Here is a 26,362-nt window from a genome sequence, read left to right as displayed (position 1 = left end):
CGCCATGCCGAAGATGATTCCCGCCTCGAATGGAGAACCTGTGACCCGCACCTGGACCCCTGGATCCGCCGACGCCGCGCTCACCGCCATCGCAGCCACCCCCCGACTCGTCGTGGCACTCGACTTCGACGGAACAGCCTCACCGCTCGTCCCTGATCCGATGGCCGCACGGGCTCTTCCCGAAGTGGCCGCGCAGGTCGCGCGCCTCGCCGAGCTCCCGAACACCGTCGTCGCCTATGTCTCGGGTCGCAGCATGCACGATCTGCGCGTGATCACGGAGCACACCGACGACTCGCTGATCGCACTCGCGGGATCCCACGGTGCGCAGTACTGGTTCCCCGGCAGCGGTGACGCGGACGCCACCGGGCCCGAGACGGCCGAGGGCGAGCGCGAAGCGCTGTGGGCGGCCGCACGGCCGATCATCGACCGATACGACGGTGCGGAGTTCGAGCCCAAGACCTTCGGCATGGGCGTGCACACCCGCACGGCCACGCCCGAGGTCGAGCAGCAGGTCTTCGCCGAGATCGACGCGCTGGCGGCCGAGCGCTTCCCGCACTGGCGCCGTCGAGCGGGGCACCGTGTTCTCGAGTTCTCGTCGAGGACCGAGGGCAAGGATGCGGCGATGACAGCGCTCCGCGAGCATTTCGATGCGACAGGCATCGTGTTCGCCGGTGATGACGTGACGGACGAGGACGCGATGCGCGTCCTCACCGACCAGGATCTCGGAGTGCGTGTGGGCCCGGGGGAGAGCGCTGCCGTGCTCCGTGTGGAGAATCCACAAGAGATGGCTCAGCTTCTGGAAGCTCTCGCGGACGAGAGAGCCTCCCAGCGGGAATAGACTTCCGTCATGTCCTCGCATGACCCCTCCACCAGCGCGCCCATCGACATCAAGCCCCGCAGCCGCGTCGTCACCGACGGCATCGAGGCGACGACCTCCCGAGGCATGCTCCGTGCCGTCGGCATGGGCGACGCCGACTGGGACAAGCCCCAGATCGGAATCGCGTCCAGCTGGAACGAGATCACGCCCTGCAACCTGAGCCTCGACCGCCTGGCGCAGGGGGCGAAGGAGGGCGTGCACTCCGGCGGCGGATACCCGCTGCAGTTCGGCACCATCTCCGTCTCCGACGGGATCTCGATGGGTCACGAGGGGATGCACTTCTCACTCGTGTCGCGTGAGGTGATCGCCGACTCGGTCGAGACGGTGATGATGGCCGAGCGCCTCGACGGCTCCGTGCTGCTCGCCGGATGCGACAAGTCGATCCCCGGCATGCTCATGGCCAGCGCGCGTCTCGACCTGTCGAGCGTCTTCCTCTACGCCGGATCGATCGCGCCGGGCTGGGTCAAGCTCTCCGACGGCACCGAGAAGGACGTCACGATCATCGACTCGTTCGAGGCCGTCGGCGCGTGCCGTGCCGGTCTCATGAGCGAAGAGGACCTCAAGCGCATCGAGTGTGCGATCGCTCCGGGTGAAGGTGCGTGCGGCGGCATGTACACGGCCAACACCATGGCATCCGTCGCCGAGGCTCTCGGACTGAGCCTTCCGGGTTCGGCCGCTCCGCCCGCGGCCGACCGTCGTCGCGACTACTTCGCCCACCGCTCCGGCGAGGCCGTCGTCAACCTGCTCCGCCAGGGCATCACGACGCGCGACATCCTCACCAAGGAGGCGTTCGAGAACGCGATCGCGCTCGCGATGGCCCTCGGAGGTTCGACGAACGTCGTGCTGCACCTGCTCGCCATCGCCCGCGAGGCCGAGATCGACCTCAGCCTGCACGACTTCAACCGCATCGGCGACAAGGTCCCGCACGTCGCGGACATGAAGCCCTTCGGCAAGTACGTCATGAACGACGTCGACCGCCACGGCGGCATCCCCGTGATCATGAAGGCGATGCTCGACGAGGGGCTGCTGCACGGAGACGCGCTCACGGTGACCGGCAAGACGCTCGCCGAGAACCTCGCCGACCTCGACCCGCAGCCGATCGACGGCGAGGTCATCCACACGTTCGACAACCCGATCCACGCGACCGGCGGCCTGACGATCCTGCACGGATCGCTCGCACCCGAGGGTGCCGTCGTGAAGACCGCGGGCTTCGACGCGGCCGTGTTCGAGGGTCCTGCCCGTGTCTTCGAGCGCGAGCGCGCGGCGATGGACGCCGTCGCGAACGGCGAGATCGAGGCGGGCACCGTCATCGTCATCCGTTACGAGGGCCCCAAGGGGGGACCGGGCATGCGCGAGATGCTCGCCATCACCGCGGCCATCAAGGGCGCGGGTCTCGGAAAAGATGTACTACTCTTGACTGACGGACGATTCTCAGGCGGCACAACCGGCCTGTGCATCGGCCACATAGCACCCGAAGCGGTGGACGCAGGTCCTATCGCCTTCGTGCGCGATGGTGATCTGATACGGGTCGATATCGCAGCTCGCTCTCTCGACCTACTCGTCGACGAGGCGGAGCTCGCCTCCCGCCGCTCTGGCTGGGAGCCGCTACCCCCGCGCTATACCCGTGGCGTTCTTGCCAAGTACTCGCGTCTCGTGCGGTCCGCCGCCGAGGGCGCGACGACCGGCTGATCAACGTCGGCTCCGGCATCCCAGCCGCCGACGTCGCCTCCAGACCATCAGAAGGAGTGTCATGACTGCTGACACCGTCTCGGCTGTGCCGAGGCCGCCCGCACCCAAGTCCGCCGCACCGGAGATCTCCGGAGCAGAGGCAGTGGTCCGCACCCTGGAGCTCCTGGGCGTCAAGGACGTCTTCGGTCTTCCCGGCGGCGCGATTCTGCCCGTCTACGACCCGCTCATGGATGCATCCGAGCTCCGGCACATCCTGGTGCGTCACGAGCAGGGCGCCGGCCACGCGGCCGAGGGCTACGCGTCGTCGTCCGGCAAGGTCGGTGTCTGCATCGCGACCTCCGGGCCCGGTGCGACCAACCTCGTGACCGCGATCGCCGACGCCTACATGGACTCGGTGCCGCTTCTCGCGATCACCGGTCAGGTGTTCTCGACGCTGATGGGTACGGACGCGTTCCAGGAGGCCGACATCGTGGGCATCACGATGCCCGTGACGAAGCACTCCTTCCTCGTGAAGGACGCCTCCGAGATTCCGGGCGCCCTCGCCGCCGCGTACGAGATCGCGTCGACCGGTCGTCCCGGTCCCGTGCTCGTGGACATCACGAAGGACGCCCAGCAGGCGATGGCCCCCTTCATCTGGCCCGCCAAGATCGATCTGCCGGGCTACCGCCCCGTGACCAAGGCCCACGGCAAGCAGATCCAGGCGGCCGCCGCGCTTCTGGCCGAGGCCAAGAAGCCGGTGCTGTACGTCGGCGGTGGCGTCATCCGCGGTCGTGCATCGGCAGAGCTGCTCGCCCTCGCCGAGACCACCAATGCACCGGTGGTCACGACGCTGATGGCCCGTGGCGCGTTCCCCGATTCGCACCAGCAGCACCTCGGCATGCCGGGTATGCACGGCACCGTTCCTGCGGTGCTCGCGCTGCAGGAAGCCGACCTCATCGTGTCGCTCGGCGCGCGTTTCGACGACCGCGTGACCGGCAAGGCCGCGCTCTTCGCGCCGAACGCCAAGGTCGTGCACGTCGACATCGACCCTGCCGAGATCTCCAAGATCCGCATGGCCGACGTGCCGATCGTGGGCGACGTGCGCGACGTGCTCGTCGACCTCGAGTCGGCGTTCCGCAGCGCGATCGGTGCCGGCGCGCCCGACACCGAGGAATGGTGGTCGTACCTCGACGGACTCCGCACCGAGTTCCCCCTCGGCTACGCGCCCACGACCGACGGTCTGCTCGCGCCGCAGTACGTGATCCAGCGGATCGGCGAACTGACGGGCCCGGAGGGCATCTACGCCGCCGGCGTCGGGCAGCATCAGATGTGGGCAGCCCAGTTCATCAAGTACGAGCGTCCCAACGCCTGGCTGAACTCCGGGGGAGCGGGCACGATGGGCTACTCCGTCCCCGCTGCCATGGGTGCCAAGGTCGCCGAACCCGACCGCGTCGTCTGGGCGATCGACGGCGACGGCTGCTTCCAGATGACCAATCAGGAGCTCGCCACCTGTGCGATCAACAACATCCCGATCAAGGTCGCGATCATCAACAACTCCTCGCTCGGCATGGTGCGCCAGTGGCAGACGCTGTTCTACGACGGCCGCCACTCGAACACCGACCTCAACACGGGGCACGGCACGGTGCGCATCCCCGATTTCGTGAAGCTGGCCGACGCCTATGGCTGCCTCGCGATCCGAGTGGAGAAGGAAGAGGAGGTGGATGCCGCGATCAAGCTCGCCCTCGAGACGAACGACCGACCCGTCGTCATCGACTTCGTCGTCAGCGCCGACTCCATGGTGTGGCCGATGGTTCCCCAGGGCGTGAGCAACAGCTACGTCCAGTACGCCCGCGAGCACGCGCCCGCATTCGACGAGGAGGACTGACCATGTCGACTCACGTGCTGAGCCTTCTCGTGGAGAACACTCCGGGTCTGCTGACCCGCGTCGCGGGGCTCTTCGCCCGCCGCGGCTTCAACATCGACTCGCTCGCGGTGGGAGTGACCGAGGTGCCCGGCATCTCGCGCATCACCGTGGTCGTCGACCTCGAGGACCTTCCGCTCGAGCAGGTGACGAAGCAGCTGAACAAGCTGATCAACGTCATCAAGATCGTCGAGCTCGATTTCCCGACCTCGGTGCAGCGCGAGCACATGCTCGTCAAGGTGCGCACCGACAACACCACGCGGTCGAACGTGATCGAGGTGGCGAACCTGTTCCGCGCCTCCGTCGTCGACTACGCGTCGGATGCTCTGGTGATCGAGGTCACCGGTGACCGGGGCAAGGTCGACGCGATGCTTCGCGCGCTCGAGCCCTTCGGCATCAAGGAGATCGCGCAGTCGGGTCTTCTCGCCATCGGTCGCGGCGGCAAGAGCATCACCGAGCGCGTCCTGCGCGGCTGATCCAGACATCACACACGTACACGAACACCAATCAAGGAGAAAACCAGTGAGCACCGAGATCTTCTACGACGCAGACGCCGATCTGTCGATCATCCAGGGCAAGAAGGTCGCCATCGTCGGCTACGGCTCGCAGGGTCACGCGCACGCGCAGAACCTTCGCGACTCGGGCGTCGAGGTCGCGATCGCGCTCAAGGAGGGCTCGAAGTCCGCGCCGAAGGCGGAAGAGGCCGGATTCGCGGTCAAGACCGTCGCCGAGGCGACGAAGTGGGCCGACCTCATCATGATCCTCGCGCCGGACCAGCACCAGCGCGGCATCTACAGCGAGTCGATCGCCCCGAACCTGAGCGAGGGCAAGACCCTCGCATTCGCGCACGGCTTCAACATCCGCTTCGGCTACATCGACGCTCCCGAGGGCGTCGACGTCATCCTCGTCGCCCCGAAGGCTCCGGGGCACACCGTGCGCCGCGAGTTCGTCGCAGGCCGCGGCATCCCCGACATCATCGCCGTCGAGCGCGACGCCTCGGGCAACGCCTGGGCGACGGCGCTCTCGTACGCGAAGGCCATCGGAGGCACCCGCGCCGGCGTCATCAAGACCACCTTCACCGAAGAGACCGAGACCGACCTCTTCGGTGAGCAGGCCGTGCTCTGCGGTGGCGTCAGCCACCTCGTGCAGGCCGGTTTCGAGACGCTGACCGAGGCGGGCTACCAGCCGCAGATCGCCTACTTCGAGGTGCTGCACGAGCTGAAGCTCATCGTCGACCTCATGTGGGAGGGCGGCATCGCCAAGCAGCGCTGGTCGATCTCCGACACGGCCGAGTACGGCGACTACGTCTCGGGACCGCGGGTCATCACGCCCGAGGTCAAGGAATCGATGAAGGCCGTGCTCTCCGACATCCAGAGCGGTGCCTTCGCGAAGCGCTTCATCGACGACCAGGACAACGGTGCAGAGGAGTTCCTGGCGCTGCGCGCGAAGGAGGAGACGCACCCGATCGAGGAGACCGGCAAGGAGCTGCGCTCGCTCTTCGCGTGGAAGCAGCAGGACGAGGACTATGTCGACGGCAGCGCTGCGCGCTGACACTCAGTCGATATGAGGAAGGGCTCGGTGCGGATCGCACCGGGCCCTTCCTCTGTCATCTGTCGATCACTCGGACGGAGCAGCGTCCTCGACCTCGATCGGCGCGTCCGCGGGGTCGGCCCAGACCGGAGCCGGAAGCAGCGTGTCGACCTGACCGGCCTGGATCTCGCGCAGGGCGGACTCGATGTCGTCCGCGTTCTCCGGGACCGCCAGACCACAGGTCCGCAGCTCGGAGGCGAACTTCAACGTGAGGCGGCTCTTGCCGGCCTCGACGGCCTCGGCGGTGGTGCCTGTGCGCTTCTCGCTGCCGGTCTGGATGTCGGACACCTCGTCGCACACGTGATAGACGGCGCCGCCGTCGACCCAGACGACCTCGTCCTTGCCGAGCAGCTGGATCACGGTCGACTGGTCGGCGGTGTACTGCTCGACGGAGGGCGGGGTGAAGTCGACTCCGATGACCGTGGCGAGGACGGCGAGGGCGATTCCGACGATGCCGGCGGTGGTCTTCTGCCCCTTGTCCATGTCCTTGTTCAGGAAGATCAGGATGATGAGGGGGAGGAATGCCACGATCGCGATGATCGCGCCGAGCTGGTTCTGCACGAAGAAGCGCACCGTCTCGGACTTCCGGGCGGGATCCAGTCGATTTGCCTTCTTCCACAGGATCGAACCCGTGATCGCGAGCGCGGCGATGACGACGAGCAGTACGAGCAGCGTGATGAACGCCCACTGCGGGAACTGCGCCGTGACCCCTTGCTCCTCGAGCAACCCGGTGTCCGGGTCGCGCATAAGCGTGCCGTCTTCTCCGACGTACACCCTCTGACGAAGCAGCCAGAAGATCCCGACGGCCTCTGCGGCGATCGCGACGGCCCAGAGTGCCGCGGCGATCCAACGGAAGGTCGTCGCCTTCGTCTTGGCCGCAGCGGTCGGCTTCCACCCCGCTGCGGGTTCGCCGGCAGTGCCGTCGGCTGGTCTCCGCTCGACGCTCTCGTTCTTCTCAGCCTCGTTGTTCTCGGCCACGGTGATCCCTCCCGCCGGGGCCTCGGCGGCCCAGATGCCACCGAGCATAGTGGACGGCGTGTCCTACGCTGGGAGACATGACTTCCGATTCTGACGACGCCCTGAGCTGGGATGGAGACGAGAGCGATGCTCCGCCGAAGCCCGCGTCGGGGGAGCGTCGCTCGCAGGCTCCGGTCGAGTCGGCGGCGTCACGGCAGACGGCTGCAGAGTCGCCGGCAGACGCGCAGACGGCCGCAGACCTCCCGGACGGGTGGAACGCTGTGGGAAGGGGAAGCGACGCGGTACCGCACGCAGAGGACGTCGGCGACGACGAACGAGCGCCGCTCGGCACAGGCACTTTGTTGACCCTCGGCATCGTGGGAGGCATCTACCTCCTCTACAGCGTGGGGTGGGTCGTCGGTGGCTTGCGCCTCAAGCCGCTCGCCAACCTGATCGTCGCCGACGCGATGTACGTGCCCTGGTTCGTCCTCGCGGTCGCCGCGCCGGCTCTGTGGTTCCTCGCGACGTGGGTGCTGACCAGGGCGAAGGCCGGATGGATCCGGATCGCGCTCCTGCTCGTCGGGGTCGTGCTGCTCGTGCCATGGCCTTTCGTGACGGTGGGGGTGATCGGATCATGACCGAGATGAAGACGGACTCGACGTCGTACCCCGGTTCTCCGCGCTGGCTCAGTGCTGTGATGCTCGGGTGTGCGGGGCTCTTCTACGCGTACGCGATCTGGAACGCCGTGGCGCACCTCATCGCGATGGCCCAGAACGGCCTGACGGGTGTCGGATGGGTGACGCTGCTCTTCGGCGTGGTGTTCCCCGCGATCGTCTTCGTGTTCGCGTGGGCGATCGGCAGACGCCGGAATGCGGGAGAACTCGGGCTCGTGCTGCTGGCCGGCCTCGGGATCGTGGCGGTGTTCTGGCTGAGCCTCATCGGCTACAGCATCCTCAACATGTCGGATCTGGTGACGGTCGCGTCCTGATCCCGGGCGTCACACGGCACGGAGCAGCGGGAGCGCTCGGGTACAGTTGAAGTGATCGCGCCCCCACGGTGTGCGGCGCATCGGCCCCCTGTCGCGCTGCCCCGAAGGATCCCTGTGCCGAAGCCCGTCGTGCTCCTCGCCGAAGTTCTCTCTCCCGCCACGATCGAGGCCCTCGGCCCCGATTTCGACGTTCGCACCGTCGACGGCACCGATCGTGAGGCGTTGTTCGCGTCGCTCGCGGACGCCGACGCGGTGCTGATCCGTTCGGCGACGCAGATCGACGAGGAGGCGCTGACCCACGCGCCGAAGCTCAAGGTCGTGGCCCGCGCCGGAGTCGGACTCGACAACGTCGACATCAAGGCCGCCACGACGGCCGGCGTCATGGTCGTGAACGCGCCGACCTCGAACATCGTCTCCGCCGCCGAGCTCACGGTCGGACACATCCTCAGCCTCGCTCGCCGCATCCCGGCCGCCCATGCCTCGCTCGCCGACGGTCAGTGGAAGCGGAGTTCGTTCACGGGTGCCGAGCTCTTCGAGAAGACCGTCGGCATCGTCGGCCTCGGCCGCATCGGAGCCCTCGTCGCTGCTCGCCTCGCCGCGTTCGACATGCGCGTCGTCGCGTACGACCCGTACGTCACCTCGGCTCGCGCACAGCAGCTCGGCGTTCAGCTGCTGTCTCTCGACGAGCTGGTCGCCGAATCCGACTTCCTGACGATCCACATGCCGAAGACGCCCGAGACCACCGGAATGATCGGTGCCGAGCAGTTCAAGGCCATGAAGCCGACGGCGTTCGTCGTCAACGTCGCTCGTGGTGGGCTCATCGACGAAGAAGCTCTTCACGCGGCGCTCGTCGCCGGTGAGATCGCGGGCGCAGGCCTCGATGTCTTCACCTCCGAGCCCCCGGCCGAGGGCGGCACCGCTCGTCCGCTGCTCGACCTCCCGAACGTGGTCGTCACCCCGCACCTCGGAGCCAGCACCGAGGAGGCGCAGGAGAAGGCCGGCGTGTCGGTTGCTCGTTCCGTACGCCTCGCGCTCGGCGGCGACCTCGTGCCGGATGCCGTCAACGTCGCGGGTGGCGTGATCGACCCGTACGTGCGCCCGGGGATCTCGCTCGTCGAGAAGCTCGGCCAGATCTTCGCCGCTCTCGCCACGTCGCCGCTCACGAGCCTCGACGTCGAGGTGCACGGCGAGCTGAACGACTACGACGTCAGCGTGCTCAAGCTCGCTGCCCTCAAGGGCGTGTTCACCAACATCGTCAGCGAGACGGTCTCGTACGTGAACGCTCCGCTGCTCGCCGAGCAGCGAGGTATCGCCGTCCGTCTCCTCAAGGACGACGTGAGCGACGAGTACCGCAACGTGATCACTCTCAGCGGTGCCCTCTCCGACGGCTCGCAGCTCTCGGTGTCGGGCACGCTCACCGGTCCGAAGCAGGCCGAGAAGCTTGTCGGCATCAACGGACACGCCCTCGAGCTGCCGATCGAGAAGCATCACGTGGTCATGCTGTACACCGACCGGCCCGGGATCGTCGCCGTCTACGGTCAGAAGTTCGGCGAGGCGGGAGTCAACATCGCGGGCATGCAGATCTCGCGCCTCGGTGCCGGCGACCAGGCGCTCAGCGTCGTGACGCTCGACTCTCCGATCTCCGATGAGCTGCTCGACGAGGTGAGCTCGGCGATCGACGCCGACCTCTTCCGTCAGATCGAGATCACCGAGGTCTGAGCGGGGGGAGACCCGGACGTCACGAGAGAGCGGGAGGGGCGGCCATGTGGCTGCCCCTCCCGCTCTCTCGTTCGCGAGGACCGTGTCAGGGCGCAGTCGCGCGCAGCACGAGCGCGATGAGGTCCGAGAGCTCGTCGCTTCGGGGCACGAGGCGCTCGGGACCGTGCACATCGAGCGAGTTGTTGAAGTACAGCCCGTCGCTGAGCAGCATCACGAGGTCGAGACTCGCCGCATCCCGAACGTGCGGGCGGATCGTGTCCTCCCAGCGATCCCTGTTGCGACGCAGCGCGTCCGCGGCGGCTGTCGAGCCCCCCTGCGCGAGCCGGGTCGCGGCGATCAGAGCGCGGTCCAGGGCGTCGTCCTCCATGACGGAGGTGCGCACGTAGTACGCCACCGGGCCCTCTTCAGCTGTCGTCATGCGCTCGAGATCGGCCGTCGTGAGTGCATCCAGGCGTTCGATCAGCCCTGCGGCGAGGTCTTCTTTCGACCCGAAATGATAGAGCAGCCCGCCCTTCGAGACGCCGGCGGCCTTGGCCGTCGCGTCGAGGGTGGCTGCACGCTCGCCGTCTTCGATGACGATCGACTCGAACGCGTCGAGCACTCGTTCGCGGGCGAGGGGAGGTCGGGGCATCGGGGATCCTCTGTTCGTCTCGATTCACAGTAGCGCGGCCGTATGACGACTCTGTTACTATACCATCTGGACGGTTTAGTAACGATGCCGCCATGATCCTGAGAGGTGTCCCATGACCCGTACTGCGTCGATCCCGACGACAGAGACGGATGCTCCCCGCGTCGGAGCCCGAGGCTGGGCGGCGCTCGTCGTCCTCATGCTCCCCGTGCTCCTGGTATCGGTGGACAACACGGTGCTGAGCTTCGCGCTCCCCGAGATCTCCATCGCGCTCGCGCCCACCGGCGCCGAGCAGCTGTGGATCATCGACGTCTACCCGCTCGTGCTGGCCGGACTCCTCGTCACCATGGGAACGCTCGGCGACCGCTTCGGACGTCGTCGCATGCTGCTGATCGGCGCGACCGGCTTCGCGGTGGTGTCGGCTCTCGCGGCGTTCGCACCGACGGCCGGTCTGCTGATCGCCGCGCGTGCCCTGCTCGGCTTCTTCGGCGCGATGCTGATGCCGTCGACCCTGTCTCTCCTGCGCTCGATCTTCCAGAACCGCGACCAGCGGCGTCTCGCGATCGCGGTGTGGGCATCGGCGTTCTCGGCCGGATCCGCGCTCGGCCCGATCGTGGGCGGGTTCCTGCTCGAGCATTTCGACTGGGGGTCCGTCTTCCTGATCGCTGTGCCCGTGCTCATCCCGCTGCTCATCGCCGCGCCGCTGCTCGTCCCTGAGAGCCGCGATCCGAACCCTGGTCGCATCGATCTCGCCAGCATCGTGCTGTCGATGGCGGCGATGATCCCCGTGGTCTACGCGATCAAGTCGCTCGCGGTCGATGGGCCGAGCCTCACCGCAGGCGCCTGGGCGCTGCTCGGCATCGTGATGGGGTACCTGTTCGTGCGGCGACAGCTGCGGGCAGAGGTTCCCATGCTCGACATGGCGCTGTTCCGCCGCGGCTCGTTCTCGGGAGCGATTCTCGTGAACCTCCTCAGCGTGGTCGCCCTCGTCGGCTTCCTCTACTTCGTCTCGCAGCACCTGCAGCTGGTGCTGGGTCTCTCGCCGATGACGGCGGGCGCGGCGCTCGTGCCCGGAATGGTCGCGATGATCGTGGCCGGTCTCTCGGTCGTCCCGATCTCACGTCGGGTGCGTCCGCACATCCTGGTCCCCGCGGGGCTCCTGTTCTCCGTGGCCGGATACCTGCTCGTCGCTTTCACGACGTCCGACCACGGTGTCGCTCCGCTGATCATCGCGTTCGTGGTCCTGGGCATCGGCATCGGAGCTGCCGAGACGATCTCGAACGAGCTGATCCTCTCCAGTGCTCCCGCAGAGAAGGCGGGCGCCGCGAGCGCCGTCTCCGAGACCGCGTACGAGCTCGGTGCGGTGCTCGGCACGGCGGTGCTCGGCGGACTCATCACCGCGTTCTACCGTGGCGCGCTGATCATCCCCGCCGGTATCCCGGCAGATGCGGCGCACGCCGCACAGGAGACGCTCGCGGGGGCGTTCACCGCCGCGCAGGAGCTGCCGGCGGAGCTGGGAGACGCACTGTGGGATGCCGCGTCGGCTGCTTTCGGCTCGGGCATCCTCGTGACCTCCCTCATTGGCGCGGGACTGGTGATCGTCGCCGGGGCGATCGCCGCCGTCACACTGCGTAAGGCTCCCTCGCACTGACCAGTACGCTGGATGGACCGGCCCGCTCGGCGACAGCCCGACGCAGGGGCCGGTCCATTTCGATGCAAGGAGTGTCATGTCGCGTGTCGTGAAGCTGGCCGTCATCCCCGGTGACGGAATCGGCCCCGAGGTCGTCGCCGAAGCCGAGAAGGTCCTCGACGCCGTCACCGCGTCGAGCGACGTGACCTTCGACAAGACGCGCTTCTCGCTCGGCGCCGCGCGGTATCTCGAGACGGGCGACACGCTCACTGACGACGACCTCGGGGCGATCTCCGAGCACGACGCGATCCTGCTCGGAGCGGTCGGCGGCACTCCCGGTGATCCGCGTCTCAAGGATGCGAACATCGAGCGAGGTCTGCTGCTCAAGCTCAGGTTCACCCTCGACCACTACGTCAACCTGCGTCCGTCGAAGCTCTTCGCCGGCGCGTCCGGGCCGCTGTCCGATCCGGGCGAGATCGACTTCGTCGTCGTGCGCGAAGGCACCGAGGGGCTGTATGTGGGCAATGGCGGTGCGATCCGCCAGGGCACGCCGCACGAGGTGGCGAACGAGACCTCGGTCAACACCGCTTTCGGCGTCGAGCGGGTCGTGCGCTACGCCTTCGACCTCGCGGAGCGTCGCAACAGGAAGCTGACGCTGGTGCACAAGACCAACGTGCTCGTGCACGCGGGAGCGATCTGGAAGCGTCTCGTCGATGAGGTGGCGACGGAGCATCCCGACGTGACCGTCGACTATCTGCACGTCGACGCCGCGACCATCTTCCTCGTCACCGATCCCGCGCGCTTCGACGTGATCGTCACCGACAACCTCTTCGGTGACATCCTCACCGACCTCGCCGGTGCCGTGACCGGCGGTATCGGCCTGGCCGCGTCGGGCAACATCAACCCGGACGGCGCGTTCCCCTCGATGTTCGAACCCGTGCACGGCTCGGCTCCCGACATCGCAGGTCAGCAGAAGGCCGATCCGACCGCAGCGATCCTCTCGGTGGCTCTGCTGCTCGATCACCTGGGCCTCTCCGCGGAATCCGCGCGGGTCACTGCCGCCGTCGAGGCCGACATCGCCGCCCGCACCGGCACCCGTAGCACCGCAGAGGTCGGCTCGGCGATCGCTGCACGACTCTGAACGACAGGCGTAGGCTGACACCGCGTGATGTCGCGCGCACACTGAGGAGAGAAGACGAGATGACGACCATCGATGTTGAGGCGACCGTGGCTCCGCTGGAGTTCGCGGTGACGAAGAACCTGAACGCGGCGACCCCGGCGCGCGTCGCCGAGGTGCTGGAGAACCCCGGCTTCGGCGTCGTCTTCACCGATCACATGGTCGACATCTGCTGGTCGTCGAAGGGCGGCTGGCACCGCCCGCGCGTCCAGCCCTACGGCCCGATTCCGCTGGACCCGGCCGCGTCGGTGCTGCACTACGCACAGGAGATCTTCGAGGGCATCAAGGCCTACCGTCACTCCGACGGCTCGATCCACACCTTCCGTCCCGACCGCAACGCCGCTCGCCTTCAGGCGAGCGCCCGCCGACTCGCACTGCCCGAGCTGCCGACCGAGTACTTCATCCAGTCGCTGCGCGAGATCATCAAGGTCGACGGCCGCTGGGTGCCGTCCGGCGCCGATCAGAGTCTCTACCTCCGTCCCTTCATGTTCGCCAAAGAGGCCTTCCTCGGCGTCCGCGCGGCGCAGAAGGTTGCGTACTACGTCATCGCGAGCCCCGCGGGCGCGTACTTCAGCGGTGGAGTGAAGCCTGTGCGCATCTGGCTCTCCGAGGACTACGCACGCGCGGGCAAGGGCGGCACCGGCAAGGCGAAGACCGGTGGCAACTACGCGTCGAGTCTGCTCGCCCAGAGCGAGGCCAGTGCCCAGGGCTGCGACCAGGTCGTGTTCCTCAACGAGGAGCGCAACGTGGAAGAGCTCGGCGGCATGAACGTCGTGTTCGTCTTCAAGGACGGCCGGGTCGTCACGCCGGAGTCCGACAGCATCCTGGAGGGCATCACCCGCGATTCCCTGCTACAGCTCGCGGAGGACCGCGGTTACACGGTCGAGAAGCGTCCGATCTCGATCGACGAGTGGCGCCAGGGCGTGGCATCCGGCGACATCGTCGAGGTGTTCGCCTGCGGCACCGCCGCCGTCGTTACTCCGATCGGAGCCCTCGTCGGTGAGGGCTTCGACGAGGCGCAGCCTCTCGGTGAGCTGGCCTTGTCACTGCGTGAGGAGCTCACCGACATCCAGTATGGCCGTCGCGAGGACAAGCACGGCTGGCTTCTGCGTCTCGACGCCTGACGTCGACACGACCGTCTCGGACCCCGCTTGCGAACACCGCGAGCGGGGTCCTGTCGTCTGTGGGCGCTGGCTAGGCTGGTGGCATGAAGATCGCCCGATTCAGCCATGACGACGCCATCCTCTTCGGGATCGTCGATGACACCGACCTCGTCGTCCTCTCGGGCGATCCGCTCTTCGCCGGATACGAGCCGACGGGCGACCGTGTGCCGATCGCGGACGCGGTGATCCTGGCGCCGGTGATCCCGCGCTCGAAGATCGTGTGCGTCGGCAAGAATTATCACGACCACGCGGCCGAGATGGGGGGAGTGGCTCCTGAGGAGCCGCTGCTGTTCCTCAAGCCCAACACCGCCGTGATCGGCCCCGGAGATGCGATCGTGCGTCCGTCGATCTCGGACCAGACCGAGTACGAGGGTGAGCTCGCCGTCGTGATCGGCAAGGTGGCCAAGAACGTCACCCAGGCGGATGCGCTCGACCACGTACTCGGCTACACGATCGCCAATGACGTCACCGCACGCGACCTGCAGCGCAAGGACGGCCAGTGGGCGCGTGCGAAGGGCTTCGACACGTTCTGCCCGCTCGGTCCGACCGTCAGCACCGACTTCGACCCGTCGGCCGCGACGATCGAGACGCGCGTCAACGGGGAGGTCCGCCAGAAGGCGCCTCTGACCGACATGATCCATTCGGTCGAGGCGATCATCGAGTACGCCTCCGCCGTGTTCACTCTCCTGCCCGGCGATGTGATCCTCACAGGCACGCCGGCGGGGGTCGGATCCTTCGATGCGGGCGACACGGTCGAGGTCGAGATCACCGGACTGGGGATCCTGCGCAACACCGTGCGTGACGCCGTGCGCGCGTCATGACGACTGCCGCTCTGACGGCGACCCAGCAGGCCGCGGTCCAGCGACGCACGGTTCTGGTGCTGTCCGCGGGGCAGGTCCTCGGTGGGATCGCCTTCGGAGCGACTGTGTCGCTCGGTGCGCTGCTCGCGGCCGATCTCTCGGGCAGCGACGCGCTCTCGGGTCTCGCCACGGCATCCGTCACGCTCGGTGCCGCACTGTGCGCGATTCCGCTCGCGCGTCTCGCCGGACTCGTCGGCCGACGCCGTGCGCTGACACTGGGCAACCTCTTCGCGCTCGTGGGCATCACGATCGTGATTCTGGCGGCATCCGTGCGGGTGTTTCCGATGCTCCTCGTGGGCATCCTCATGATCGGCGCGGGGAACGCCGGCAACCTGCAGTCGCGGTTCGCCGCCACTGATCTCGCGGCCCCGCAGCATCGCGGACGTGATCTCTCGATCGTGGTGTGGGCGACGACCATCGGAGGAGTGGCGGGACCTCTGCTGCTCGGCCCCGGCGAGATCGTCGGCGCGGCGATCGGGATGCCGCCGCAGACAGGTTCGTATGCCTTCTCGTTCGTCGCGCAGTGCGCGGCGCTCGTGCTCTACCTGATCGCGCTGCGCCCGGACCCGCTCCTCGCGGCGCAGCGGCTCGCCACGTCGGCGGCGGCAGCGACCGGACAGGTGTTCGCGGATCGCCCGGTCGTCGCCCGATACGCGATCTTCGCGGTCGCCGGCTCGCACGTCGTGATGGCATCCGTCATGGCCATGACTCCTGTCCACCTGGCCCACATGGCGCACAGCAGTGACGGCATGGCGCCGACCCCGGCCGATGTCTCGGCGCTCGTGGGGATCACGATCGCCCTGCACGTCGGGGGTATGTACGCCCTGTCGCCGGTCTTCGGCATCCTCGCCGACCGCTGGGGGCGACTGCGCGTCGTGCTGCTCGGGCAGGTGCTCCTGGGCGGCGCGCTCGCCTTCGCCGTGTTCGCGAACGACCGGGAATGGGGTGTGATGGTGGCGCTCATCCTGCTCGGCCTGGGCTGGAGTGCGGCGACCGTCGCGGGTGCGGCTCTGCTCACGGAGGCGAGTTCCCCTGAGGTGCGCACACGCCGCCAGGGACGCAGCGATTCGCTGATGAGCCTGTCTGCCGCCGCCGGAGCAGTGCTGGCCGGTGTGATCCTGTCGAACTTCCAGTACGCGGGACTCGGCATCGCAGCGTCCGTTCTCGTGGTCGCGATCGTGGTGCTCTCGCCTCTCGGCGTCTCGAAGGCTCGATGAAGGACTGGGCGGGCACGGGCCGCGCGTACGCCGACTCCTACGCCTCCCTGTGCGTCGGCACCGCCAGTGCCGTGAGCGCATCGCTCGGAGACGCGGGCGGGCGCACGCTGCTCGACGTCGGATCGGGTACCGGCATGCTCGCCGCGGCCCTGGTCGATGTCGGATGGGACGTGACGGGTTGCGAACCGGAGCCGTCGATGCGCGCGGTGTCGCAGCACGATCAACCGATGCTGCCCGTGCGAGACGGTGCGCTTCCGCGTCTGCCGTTCGCCGACGGGTCCTTCGACGCGGTCGTGGCGAACTTCGTGCTCAACCACGTGGCCGACCCTCGAGCATCGGCACGAGAGCTCGCCAGAGTCGCGGCGGACAGCATCGCTGCGACGATCTGGACGACCTCGCCGACGTGGCTGTGGCGTGAGGTGTGCTCGCGGGCGGGACTCGTGCCCGCGCCGGGAGAGCGGCTTCTGCCGCAGTCGGACTTCGAACGCACAGCGGCGGGCTTCGAGCGCATGCTGACCGACGCGGGCTGGCGTGTGCGTGCGGTCTCCGATCTCACCTGGACCTGGCATGCGGATGCCACGGCGCTGTGGATCTCGGCGGAGGGAGGCGTCGGCGGTGCCGGGCTCTTCTATCGTGCGCTCGATCACGAAGGACGCGTCTCGTTCCGGCGGGCATTCGACGAGGTGTGCGAGCAGCGATCCGTGGCCGGGGCCCTTCCTCTCGTGCATTCCGCTGCGGTGGCGGTCGGGAGCCGCCGCTGACTCGGTGTCGCACCTGCAGCCGTATGCGACGCAGACGCGACACCGGGTGAGGTTCTCGGCGAGCTCAGGTGTACCAGGTGGGTTCCGGCACCTCGTTGAGCAGCACGTATCCACCCACCTCGCGCTTCTTGTAGGCGATCGGGTCATGCAGGCTGTGCGTGCGAAGGTTGCGCCAGTAGATGTCGAGACCGACGGAGCTGGCCGATGCGCGGGCACCGGTGAGCTCGTAGACCTTCGTCGCGACCTCCAGGCCGTCGTCGACGATCCGCAGCTTCCCCGCGGCGATCCGCACGGCGATCTCTCCGCGACGGCGGGCGGTGAGCTCTAGGCGCGGTGCATGGAGCGCGGCGCTGATCTCGGCGCCGGCGGCATCGAGCAGGGCTTCATCGGCCCAGAGCTTGGACGCCAGCTCCCCGTACCCCTCGAGCAGGTACCACTCGTCGGTTGCGCGCTGCTTGTCGTCGCCGCCGTACGGCCAGGGGCGTGTCGCGGAGCGCGTGTAGGCAGCCGCCGTTTCGATCGCACCCTGCGCGATTCCGAGGTAGAAGTTGGCGAACACGAGCTGGATGGTCGGCACGTTCAGGGTGTTGTAGGTGAGTGGCTGGAACACCCTGTCCACGAATCCGGCCGCGGAGGCCCAGGGCACACGGACGTCGCGGATCTCTACCGAGCCGGATTCGGTGAGCCGCTGCCCGAGGCTGTCCCAGTCGCCGGCGAAGACGATGCCGTCCTGTGCGGTGGGCACGATCGCGAAGATGTGCGTCTCGGTGCCTTCGAGAACTCCTTCCAGCACCGTCAGATCCGAGATCTGACCTCCGGTGGAGAACGACTTGCGCCCTGAGAAGATGAGGTCGTCTCCGTCTTCCCTGACGATCAGGTCGGAGTCGCGAGGGTTGACGGCACCGCCGAAGACGAAGTTGTTGCTCGTGTACAGCTCCTCGACGGCGGCGATCTGGTCTTCCGTCGCCACGAGCCGGGCAGCCCATGCCCAGAGGTAGTGGTACCCGAGCACCTGACCGATCGATCCGTCGCCGCGCGCCACGGTGCGGATCACCTTGTACGCGGTGTCCCAGATCTCGCCGGCACCGCCGTGCGCAGTGGGGCCGAGCAGCGTGATCAACCCCGCGTCCTTGAGCAGTCTCACCTCCGCGTGAGGAGTCGCATTGGCGCGGTCCCGCTCGACGGCATCGACCGCGAGGATGTCGGCCACCTGCCGCGCTCGCGCGAGCCATTCGGCACTGTTCCGCGGTCGTGGTGCGTCTCGCCAGCGATCGCCGAGCTCGGTCGTCGTTGCCTCCGTGAGTGTCATGTCGTTGCCTTTCGAGTGGAGTGATCCTGCGGTTGTGGGTTGCCGCAACGATAGGAGCCGATCGGTTCGGAATGCAGGTTGTGACCCGGGGTGAGTGACTGTTACCCGACGTGACCGGATGAGCACACGGAAGGACTTCTGCGAGGACCGACGTCGCGCCCGATCGAGGTCGGTGGGAGGGTTCACGACGGCAACTAGAATCGAGGGGATATGGCTACTCCGCACCCCCTCACCACGACCGCCAGTGGCGCCGACGTCCGCGTCCGCTTCTGCCCTTCGCCGACCGGTCTGCCGCACGTCGGCATGGTCCGCACCGCACTCTTCAACTGGGCGTACGCTCGCCATACCGGCGGGAAGATGGTGTTCCGCATCGAGGACACCGACGCCGCCCGCGACAGCGAGGAGAGCTTTCGTCAGCTCGTCGACGCGCTGACCTGGCTCAAGATCGACTGGGACGAAGGCGTCGAGGTCGGCGGCCCGCACGCACCGTATCGCCAGTCCGAGCGCCACGACATCTACCGAGGCGTCATCGACAAGCTGCTCGCCAGCGGTGCGCTCTACGAGAGCTACTCGACGGCGGAGGAGATCGACGCCCGTAACGAGGCCGCAGGGCGCGCGAAGCAGCTCGGCTACGACAACTTCGATCGTGCTCTGACCGAGGAGCAGAAGGCGGCGTTCCGCGCCGAGGGGCGTCAGCCGGCGCTGCGCCTGCGGGTGCCGGACGAAGATCTCACCTACGTCGACCTCATCCGCGGCGAGGTGACCTTCCCCGCTGGATCCTTCCCGGACTTCGTGGTCGTGCGCCCGAACGGCATCCCGCTCTACACGTTCGTGAACCCGGTGGACGACGCCCTCATGGGCATCACCCACGTGCTCCGTGGCGAAGACCTGATGCCCTCGACGGCGCGTCAGCTCGCGCTGTACGCGGCACTCATCGAGGCCGGTGTCACGACCTTCGTGCCGCGATTCGCTCACATGCCGCTGGTGCTGGGGGAGACCGGCAACAAGAAGCTCTCCAAGCGCGATCCGCAGGCCGACCTGTTCCTGCACCGTGACCGCGGCTTCATCCACGAGGGCCTGCTGAACTACCTGGCTCTTCTCGGCTGGTCGATCGGGCCCGACCGCGACGTGTTCTCTCTCGAGGAGTTCACCGAGGCGTTCGACATCGTGAACGTGAACCCCAACCCGGCCCGGTTCGATCAGAAGAAGGCCGAGTCGATCAACGGCGACCACATCCGCATGCTGGGCGAGAAGGACTTCGCCGAGCGGACGATCCCGTACCTCGCCGCCGCGGGACTCTTCGACGAGCCCACGCACGAGCAGCTCGTGATGGCATTCCGCGTCGCGCCACTCGTGCAGGAGCGCGTACAGCTGCTGGGCGAGGTGCCGGGTATGGTCGGCTTCCTCTTCACGAATGACGTCTCGTACGACGCCGATGCGCTCAAGGGCCTTCCGGCGAATGCGGCCGAGGTCCTCGAGGCGTGCGCCGCCGCTCTCGAGCCGGTGACCGAGTTCACTCCCGAGCGGATCCAGGAGGCTCTCGCCGAGGCACTCGTGGAGAAGCTCGAGCTGAAGCCGCGCGTGGCCTACGGGCCTCCGCGGGTCGCGATCACCGGCCGCCGGGTCTCGCCGCCGCTGTTCGAATCGATGGAGCTCCTGGGCAAGGACGAGTCGTTGCGCCGGCTGCGTGCGCTGGCGGCATTCCTCGCGAACTGAGTGCTGACACGAGGGAGGGCATCCATCGGGTGCCCTCCCTCTGTCGTTTCCGGCGACGAGAGACCGGATGTTCCGAGCGCCGCGGAGCACGACGCGCCCGGACTGCCCGGGGCGTTTTGGCATTGCGGCGGTGGCTCGGGTAAGCTTGACTCTCGGTGCGAGGCTCCGGTTTCGCCCTTGGGGTATGGTGTAATTGGCAACACGACGGTTTCTGGTTCCGTTATTCTTGGTTCGAGTCCAGGTACCCCAGCAAGATCAAGACCCGCGGATTTCCGCGGGTTTTCTTGTTTCCGGGTACGCGCTGATTCCCACACGCGCGGTCGTCTGAGCACTCGTGCGCCTAGCAGGTTCACCGGTCACGACGCCATGCCCTTCTCGAAAGCGGCTGCAGTCGAGAAGCTCGACCTCGGGCGCTCCTCCTGAGATCGGAGCGCGTGAGGGAGACGGCGATGGCACTGAGAAGAGTGGTCCCCGGCGAAGAGCCCGGCATCCGCCGCATCCGCTCGGGTTCGGGCTTCCGATACGTCGACGCTGCCGACCAGCCGGTGTCCGAGGCGGACCGCGAGCGCATCCATGACCTCGTCGTCCCGCCCGCATGGAAGGACGTGTGGATCGCGGCAGATCCGCTCGCGCACATCCAGGCGGTCGGCACCGACGATGCGGGGAGGCGCCAGTATCTGTACCACCCGCTCTGGCGCACGGGCCGCGACCAGAGGAAGTTCGCGAGGGCGCTGCGCCTGGCTGCGGCGCTGCCGTCGGCGCGGGCGCAGGTCACTCGGGCGATCAACCAGGACGGGCTCACCCGCGATCGCGCACTCGCCGTCGCCTTCCGCCTGCTCGACGACGCCGCGCTGCGCATCGGTTCCGAGCGCTATCTCGTGAAGCACGGCAGTCGTGGACTCAGCACCCTGCGACGCAACGACGTGCGGGTCGACGGCAGCACAGTGGCGTTGAGCTTCCCCGCGAAGAGCCGCCAGCTCGCGTCGATCGAGATCACGGATGCCGCTCTCGCCGACGCTCTCTCGGAGTTCGCGGTGGGCGCCCCTCGTGCACCGCTGCTGGCCTACCGCAAGGGGCGCCGCCGGGTGCGACTCAACTCGGGCGAGGTGAATGACTATCTCCGGGAGGTCACCGGGGCGGCATTCACGGCGAAGGATTTCCGGACGCTGCATGGGACGATCCTCGCCGCGGATGCCCTGGCGCGCATCGGGCGGCTCGAGACGAAGAACGAGCGGCGTCGTGCCGAGCGCCTCGCCGTGCAGGCCACGGCCTCGGCGCTCGGCAACACCCTCGCAGTCGCGCGGGGGAGCTACATAGACCCGCGCGTCTTCCGTCTCTACGCGCGCGGTCGGACCCTCGATCTGACGGTGTCGCCGGAGACCGCCATCCGGCGACTGCTCGGGCGTTGAGCGCTCAGCTCTCGCGCGGGTAGGTGTAGAAGCCCTCGCCCGTGGCGACGCCCAGCTTGCCCTCGTCGATGTACTGCTCCTTGAGCAGCTGGGCGAATCGCTGCTGCTTCTCTCCGCCCATGCGTGAGATGTTGTAGGCGGTGGTCAGACCGACGATGTCGTAGATCTCGAAGGGTCCTGCCGGCGCTCCGGTTCCGATCCGCCAGGTCGCGTCGATCGCCTCCGGCTCGGCGATCCCGTCGACGAGCAGCTGAGCTCCCGCTTCGAGGAACGGCACGAGCAGCGAGTTCAGCAGGTATCCGGCCTTCTCCTTCTTGATCTGGATCGGGACCATGCCGATCTGCGACGCGAACTCGACGACCGATCCGTAGACTTCGGGGTCGGTGGCGGGGGTGCCCATGACCTCGGCGGTGTTGTGCGACCAGATCTCGTTCGCGAAGTGCAGCGCGAGGAAGCGATCGGGGCGACCGGTGGACTCGGCGAGTGCGCTGGGCAGCAGAGTCGACGAGTTCGTGGCGAAGATCGTCGTCGCGGGAGCCGCATTCGCGAGAGTGCGGTAGATGCCCTGCTTGAGTTCGAGGTTCTCGGGGACGGCTTCGATGACGAGGTCGGCGGCGGCTGCGGAATCCGACAGATCGGATGTGAGGCGGATGCGGCCGATGGCCGCCTGTGCGCCGCCGTCGGCCGCGTTCTCGACGCCGTCTGCGACGTACCGGGCGGCGAGTGCGTCGAAGCGCTCGGCGGCGCGGTCGAGCGCTGCCTGATCGATGTCGTACGCCACGACGTCGAATCCATGGAAGGCGGTCTGGAACGCGATCTGCGATCCGAGGACGCCGGTGCCGAGAACAGTGATGTTCTTCATTTCTCTTCCTTCTGTGGTGGGCTTGTGGGCCGTGGTCACGATGCGGCGTCGCCGCGGTCGAATCGCTGAAGATCATGCGCGAAGCGCGCGACCTCGGCATCCGACCACTGCGCGAGATGGGTGTCGATCACGCCCTGCAACGTGTCGAGCGTGTGGCGGAATGCGTCTTCGCCGGCGGGGGTGAGGGTGAGGGGGCGTCCGCGACCGGCTGGAGACGTCGTCTCCTGCACCAGCCCCAGTGCGATGAGCGCGGAGAGCTGACGGGACACGGTCGATCTGTTGAGCCGGAACATCCGGGCGATGTCCGTCGAGCGGATTCCCGGTTCGTCGGCGATCGCCATCACGATGGACTGATCGGTGATCGAGAGTCGGGGTTCACCCGAGCGCGCATCGACCAGGCCGCGCCGGGTGATGGCCACGAGAGACCGCAATACGGTGACGCTGTCATCGTGTCGTGCATCGGTCGATCCCTTGTGTTGCATGATGCAACTCTATTCCCCTCTGTTGCGTTACGCAACACGCGGGCGTCGTCGGCAGGTGAAATGATGGATCCATGGACACCGCCAACCTCACCCGCGAGGAGACTGCTGCGCGATCCGCCGTCATCTCCGTGCGAAGCATCCGCGTCGAGCTGGATCTCACGGGAGCGCCCGAGCGCGCGCGCACCGGATTCTCGACGATCACGACGCTCGAGTTCGCGTCGACGTCGCAGTCGACCTGGGTCGACTTCATCGGGGAGAGTGTCGATCGCGTCGTGGTGAACGGCATCGATCAGGACGTCGACTTCGACGGCGCGCGCATCGCGCTCCGCGGCCTGGGAGCCTCGAACGTCGTTCGCATCGAGGCGGTGGCTGCCTACAGTCGCTCGGGCGAGGGGATGCATCGGTTCCATGACCCCGTCGACGACCGCACGTATCTGTACACGCAGTACGAGCCCGCCGACTCGCGTCGCGTGATGGCGTGCTTCGAGCAGCCCGACCTCAAGGCCGCGTACACCTTCGTGGTCGATGCCCCCGCCGGATGGGAGGTCCTCTCGAACCAGGCGGCCGTGAAGGTCGATGCGGGTGTCGGTGTGCAGCGGGTGGAGTTCGCGCCCACCCTGCCGATCTCCAGCTACATCACGTCGGTGGCCGCGGGGCCGTACGCACGCGTGGACGGCGCCTGGGATCGCGACGATCAGCACATCGCGCTCGGTGTCTTCGCTCGACAGTCGCTCGCGCAGTATCTCGAATCCGAAGAGATCATCGAGGTCACGCGTCAGGGGCTCGACTTCTTCACCGACGCATTCGCCTACCCGTACCCCTGGGGCAAGTACGACCAGATCTTCGTCCCCGAGTACAACCTCGGTGCGATGGAGAACCCCGGCCTCGTCACCTTCACCGAGGCCTACCTCTCGCGGGGCGCGGCCACCGATGCGCAGCGCGCGGCCCGGGCGAACACGATCCTGCACGAGATGGCCCATATGTGGTTCGGCGATCTGGTGACCATGAAGTGGTGGGACGACCTCTGGCTCAAGGAATCGTTCGCCGACTACATGGGCTCGCACGCCTCCGCGGTCGCGACGCGCTTCCACGACGCCTGGGTGAAGTTCGCGGCCAATCGCAAGGCCTGGGCTTACCAGCAGGATCAGCTGCCGACCACGCACCCGATCGTCGCGGACATCACCGACCTCGAGGCCGCGAAACTGAACTTCGACGGAATCACCTATGCGAAGGGCGCCGCTGTGCTGAAGCAGTTGGTCGCCTTCGTGGGCGATGATGCCTTCTTCGAGGGTGCGCGGCGATACTTCGCCGCGAATGCCTTCGGCAACACGACGCTCGACGAGTTCCTCGTGGAGCTCAGTGCGGTGTCGGGTCGCGACATGACCGAGTGGTCGCGCGCGTGGTTGCAGACGACGGGCGTCTCGACGCTGTGGCTCGAGACCGACGCGGGCGACACCGTGCTCGTCCAGAGCGATCCTCGCCCCCATCGACTGCGTGTCGGGCTCTATGACCGCGTCGATGGCCACGTCATCCGCCGCGAGCAGGTCTCTCTCGACATCCACGGAGAGCGCACTCCGGTCGAGTTCCCGGCGGCCGATCTCGTGCTGCTCAACGACGACGATCTCACCTACGCGAAGGTTCGCCTGGACCATGCGTCCCTGGCGACCGTGCAGGACTCACTGTCCGACATCGAGGATCCGCTCGCACGCGCCGTCATCTGGTCGTCGCTGTGGAACGCGACGAGAGATGGCGAACTCGCGGCCACCCGCTACACGGCGATCGTGCGGGCACATGCGCCCCACGAGTCGAACATCGGCCTCCTGGGCGGCGTGCTCGCGAACGCGCAGTTCGCCATCCGGCACTTCGTCGCGGACGACGTCCGGCAGCACGAGCAGAGGCAGTGGGTCGAGGCGACGTGGAGCGCGCTGCACGCCGCGGATGCCGGCAGCGACGCTCAGCTCTCCTGGGCGCGAGCGCTGGCGACCGCCTCGGCCTACGATGACGGTCGCGCGGGAGAGCTCCGTGCGATCCTCGACGGCGCCGCACCCGACGGGCTGATCATCGACCCGGACCTCCGGTGGCAGCTCCTCACGGCTCTGGTGACGACAGGCCACGCCGGCGCGGAGGAGATCGCAGAAGAGCAGCTCCGCGACGACACCGGGAGTGGACGCACCGCCGCCCGCCGTGCTCGCGCATCGCGCCCGGAGGATTCCGTGCGCGCCGAGGCGTGGCGACAGGCTTGGGACGACGAGTCGCTCAGCAACGATCACCTCGATGCGGTGATCGCGGGATTCCGTGCGGGTGGTCGACGCGACCTCGTCGCAGGGTTCGACTCGGAGTACTTCGCCCGCATCGGCGATGTGTGGTCGCGGCGGAGCATCGAGCTGGCGCGACGTCTGGTCGTCGGCCTGTTCCCGGCGGCACCGAGCCTCGACCCGGTGGATGCCTGGCTCGCGGACAACGCCTCGGCTCCGGCCGCACTGCGCCGCATCGTCGTCGAGCAGCGGGATCACCTCGCCAGGGACCTTCGCGTGCGCGAAGGCCGACCCCGCTAGGCGCCCAGCGCCTCGGCGGTGCTCCGTCCGACGACGAGGTGGTCGGGGCGATCGTCGCTCTGCGTCAGCAGCACGAGCGCGATGTACGCGGCCCAGGCGCGTGCACGCACCCACGTCGCGTCGTCGTATCGGGAACCCGTCGCTGCCCGGAAGCTCTCGCGTCCCGCAGTGTCGAAGAGCATCCAGGCGGCGGCGAGGTCGTAGGCGGGGTCGCCGACGGTGACGTCGCCGAAATCGATGAGCGCGGCGAGTCTGCCCTCGTGCACGAGGATGTTGCCGGGGTGGAGGTCGCCGTGGATCCAGACCCGCTCGTCGCTGGGCGGCGCTGCGAGGCCCGCAGCCCAGTAGTCGCGCAGTGTGGAATGGCGAGAGAGGGCGGCGAGTCGAGGACGCATGGCGTCGTCGCGTGTTCTCAGCTCCCGCCCGCGCACGGGGTTGAGCGGCGCGTCGGCGGGCGCAGGGGAGTGCAGGGTCAGCAACGCTGCCGCGAGATCCGGGGCCCACAGTCCGTTCTCAGTCCGCGATGATGCGATGGCCGCCGTGCCGTCGATCCAGGGGACCACCGACCACGGCCAGGGGAACACGTCCGTCGGCGGCCCCGCGATCACGGGTATCGGGGTGCGGATGCCGAGCGATGCCAGCGGTGGGCCGATCTCGGGAAGGGCGCGATGCTCGTTCGTGATCAGCGCGACCGAGAGTGCGCGGCGGGGGAGTCGCACGACGAGCTCCGCCCCCAGCCGCCACATCGCGTTGTCCCACCCCTCGGCGAACAGCGTGAGCGGGAGGTCCGCACACCCCGGCGCGTGCGCGCGCAGCAGCGCACGGACGCCGGCCTCGTCGAGCGAGTGCTCCGCGACAGGGGAGTTCGCCACG

23 protein-coding genes and 1 tRNA gene are annotated in these 26,362 nt (G+C 67.8%); 18 read left to right on the top strand and 6 right to left on the bottom strand.

Features of this window, described 5'->3' with window-relative positions; translation table 11 throughout:
* The first annotated feature begins 40 nt into the window (after positions 1-40).
* The 5 genes from otsB to ilvC all read left to right on the top strand — a co-directional run bounded on the left by otsB (position 41) and on the right by ilvC (position 6,017).
* Complete coding sequence (gene otsB / locus IXW21_RS10265) at positions 41-838, top strand: trehalose-phosphatase (protein WP_194764164.1); 798 nt, start codon at positions 41-43, stop codon at positions 836-838.
* A 9-nt stretch (positions 839-847) separates the two neighbouring features.
* Positions 848-2,566 (top strand): dihydroxy-acid dehydratase, encoded by a 1,719-nt coding sequence (ilvD, locus tag IXW21_RS10260; RefSeq protein WP_194764163.1) that lies wholly within the window; start codon positions 848-850, stop codon positions 2,564-2,566.
* A 61-nt stretch (positions 2,567-2,627) separates the two neighbouring features.
* Positions 2,628-4,430 carry an acetolactate synthase large subunit gene (locus IXW21_RS10255; protein ID WP_194764162.1) on the top strand — a complete coding sequence of 601 codons (1,803 nt, stop codon included), beginning with the start codon at positions 2,628-2,630 and terminating at the stop codon, positions 4,428-4,430.
* 2 nt (positions 4,431-4,432) lie between these two features.
* Entirely contained in the window at positions 4,433-4,942 is a 510-nt protein-coding gene (gene ilvN / locus IXW21_RS10250; RefSeq protein ID WP_194764161.1) for an acetolactate synthase small subunit, read from the top strand.
* A 46-nt stretch (positions 4,943-4,988) separates the two neighbouring features.
* Entirely contained in the window at positions 4,989-6,017 is a 1,029-nt protein-coding gene (gene ilvC / locus IXW21_RS10245) for a ketol-acid reductoisomerase (RefSeq protein WP_194764160.1), read from the top strand.
* A 66-nt stretch (positions 6,018-6,083) separates the two neighbouring features.
* Here ilvC and IXW21_RS10240 read toward each other — a convergent pair whose 3' ends face one another.
* Positions 6,084-7,082 (bottom strand): hypothetical protein, encoded by a 999-nt coding sequence (locus IXW21_RS10240; protein WP_228528389.1) that lies wholly within the window; start codon positions 7,080-7,082, stop codon positions 6,084-6,086.
* A 29-nt stretch (positions 7,083-7,111) separates the two neighbouring features.
* On the opposite strand from IXW21_RS10240, the gene IXW21_RS10235 reads away from it, so the two are divergent.
* The 3 genes from IXW21_RS10235 to serA all read left to right on the top strand — a co-directional run bounded on the left by IXW21_RS10235 (position 7,112) and on the right by serA (position 9,720).
* The gene (locus IXW21_RS10235; RefSeq protein WP_194764159.1) at positions 7,112-7,651 is read left to right on the top strand and encodes a hypothetical protein; all 540 of its coding nucleotides are present in this window, start codon (positions 7,112-7,114) and stop codon (positions 7,649-7,651) included.
* On the top strand, positions 7,648-8,001 hold the full coding sequence (locus IXW21_RS10230) for a hypothetical protein (RefSeq protein ID WP_228528388.1): 354 nt from the start codon (positions 7,648-7,650) through the stop codon (positions 7,999-8,001). Before IXW21_RS10235 ends, IXW21_RS10230 begins: the two co-directional genes overlap by 4 nt.
* Positions 8,002-8,115: 114 nt before the next feature.
* Positions 8,116-9,720 carry a phosphoglycerate dehydrogenase gene (gene serA / locus IXW21_RS10225; RefSeq protein WP_194764158.1) on the top strand — a complete coding sequence of 535 codons (1,605 nt, stop codon included), beginning with the start codon at positions 8,116-8,118 and terminating at the stop codon, positions 9,718-9,720.
* A gap of 85 nt (positions 9,721-9,805) precedes the next feature.
* Here the strand turns inward: serA and IXW21_RS10220 are convergent, their stop codons facing one another.
* Positions 9,806-10,351: a TetR/AcrR family transcriptional regulator gene (locus IXW21_RS10220; protein ID WP_194764157.1), complete on the bottom strand. Its 546-nt coding sequence runs from the start codon at positions 10,349-10,351 to the stop codon at positions 9,806-9,808.
* A gap of 112 nt (positions 10,352-10,463) precedes the next feature.
* Here IXW21_RS10220 and IXW21_RS10215 point away from each other — a divergent pair, with 112 nt between their 5' ends.
* The 6 genes from IXW21_RS10215 (at position 10,464) to IXW21_RS10190 (ending at position 17,156) form a co-directional block, all read left to right on the top strand.
* Positions 10,464-11,999, top strand: a complete 1,536-nt coding sequence (locus IXW21_RS10215; RefSeq protein ID WP_194764156.1) for an MFS transporter — start codon at positions 10,464-10,466, stop codon at positions 11,997-11,999.
* Between the two features lie 76 nt (positions 12,000-12,075).
* Positions 12,076-13,119: a 3-isopropylmalate dehydrogenase gene (locus IXW21_RS10210; protein WP_194764155.1), complete on the top strand. Its 1,044-nt coding sequence runs from the start codon at positions 12,076-12,078 to the stop codon at positions 13,117-13,119.
* A gap of 59 nt (positions 13,120-13,178) precedes the next feature.
* Positions 13,179-14,279, top strand: coding sequence for a branched-chain amino acid aminotransferase (locus tag IXW21_RS10205; RefSeq protein WP_194764154.1), 1,101 nt, complete (start codon positions 13,179-13,181; stop codon positions 14,277-14,279).
* Between the two features lie 83 nt (positions 14,280-14,362).
* On the top strand, positions 14,363-15,139 hold the full coding sequence (locus tag IXW21_RS10200) for a fumarylacetoacetate hydrolase family protein (RefSeq protein WP_194764153.1): 777 nt from the start codon (positions 14,363-14,365) through the stop codon (positions 15,137-15,139).
* Positions 15,136-16,395, top strand: coding sequence for an MFS transporter (locus IXW21_RS10195; RefSeq protein WP_194764152.1), 1,260 nt, complete (start codon positions 15,136-15,138; stop codon positions 16,393-16,395). Before IXW21_RS10200 ends, IXW21_RS10195 begins: the two co-directional genes overlap by 4 nt.
* A complete protein-coding gene (locus IXW21_RS10190) occupies positions 16,392-17,156 on the top strand; it encodes a class I SAM-dependent methyltransferase (protein ID WP_194764151.1) in 765 nt (254 codons plus the stop codon). Before IXW21_RS10195 ends, IXW21_RS10190 begins: the two co-directional genes overlap by 4 nt.
* Positions 17,157-17,220: 64 nt before the next feature.
* Here IXW21_RS10190 and IXW21_RS10185 read toward each other — a convergent pair whose 3' ends face one another.
* Entirely contained in the window at positions 17,221-18,465 is a 1,245-nt protein-coding gene (locus IXW21_RS10185; RefSeq protein WP_194764150.1) for an acyl-CoA dehydrogenase family protein, read from the bottom strand.
* 210 nt (positions 18,466-18,675) lie between these two features.
* On the opposite strand from IXW21_RS10185, the gene gltX reads away from it, so the two are divergent.
* The 3 genes from gltX (at position 18,676) to IXW21_RS10170 (ending at position 21,590) form a co-directional block, all read left to right on the top strand.
* Positions 18,676-20,181, top strand: a complete 1,506-nt coding sequence (gltX, locus tag IXW21_RS10180; protein WP_194764149.1) for a glutamate--tRNA ligase — start codon at positions 18,676-18,678, stop codon at positions 20,179-20,181.
* A 178-nt stretch (positions 20,182-20,359) separates the two neighbouring features.
* Positions 20,360-20,431: transfer RNA gene (locus IXW21_RS10175), tRNA-Gln, on the top strand.
* 199 nt (positions 20,432-20,630) lie between these two features.
* The gene (locus IXW21_RS10170; protein ID WP_194764148.1) at positions 20,631-21,590 is read left to right on the top strand and encodes a DNA topoisomerase IB; all 960 of its coding nucleotides are present in this window, start codon (positions 20,631-20,633) and stop codon (positions 21,588-21,590) included.
* Between the two features lie 4 nt (positions 21,591-21,594).
* On the opposite strand, the gene IXW21_RS10165 is transcribed toward IXW21_RS10170, so the two are convergent.
* Positions 21,595-22,452 carry a 3-hydroxyacyl-CoA dehydrogenase gene (locus IXW21_RS10165; RefSeq protein WP_194764147.1) on the bottom strand — a complete coding sequence of 286 codons (858 nt, stop codon included), beginning with the start codon at positions 22,450-22,452 and terminating at the stop codon, positions 21,595-21,597.
* A 35-nt stretch (positions 22,453-22,487) separates the two neighbouring features.
* Positions 22,488-22,934, bottom strand: a complete 447-nt coding sequence (locus tag IXW21_RS10160; RefSeq protein WP_194764146.1) for a MarR family winged helix-turn-helix transcriptional regulator — start codon at positions 22,932-22,934, stop codon at positions 22,488-22,490.
* Positions 22,935-23,005: 71 nt separating this feature from the next.
* On the opposite strand from IXW21_RS10160, the gene pepN reads away from it, so the two are divergent.
* Positions 23,006-25,489: an aminopeptidase N gene (gene pepN, locus IXW21_RS10155; protein WP_194764145.1), complete on the top strand. Its 2,484-nt coding sequence runs from the start codon at positions 23,006-23,008 to the stop codon at positions 25,487-25,489.
* Here pepN and IXW21_RS10150 read toward each other — a convergent pair.
* Positions 25,486-26,361 (bottom strand): aminoglycoside phosphotransferase family protein, encoded by an 876-nt coding sequence (locus tag IXW21_RS10150; protein WP_194764144.1) that lies wholly within the window; start codon positions 26,359-26,361, stop codon positions 25,486-25,488. The genes pepN and IXW21_RS10150 overlap by 4 nt on opposite strands.
* Position 26,362 lies beyond the last annotated feature (1 nt).

Origin of the sequence: Microbacterium sp. UFMG61, assembly GCF_015354505.1 — a bacterium.
GTDB lineage: Bacteria > Actinomycetota > Actinomycetes > Actinomycetales > Microbacteriaceae > Microbacterium.
Note: the sequence above shows the minus strand (reverse complement) of the source record. Positions and strands in the feature narration are given on the sequence as shown.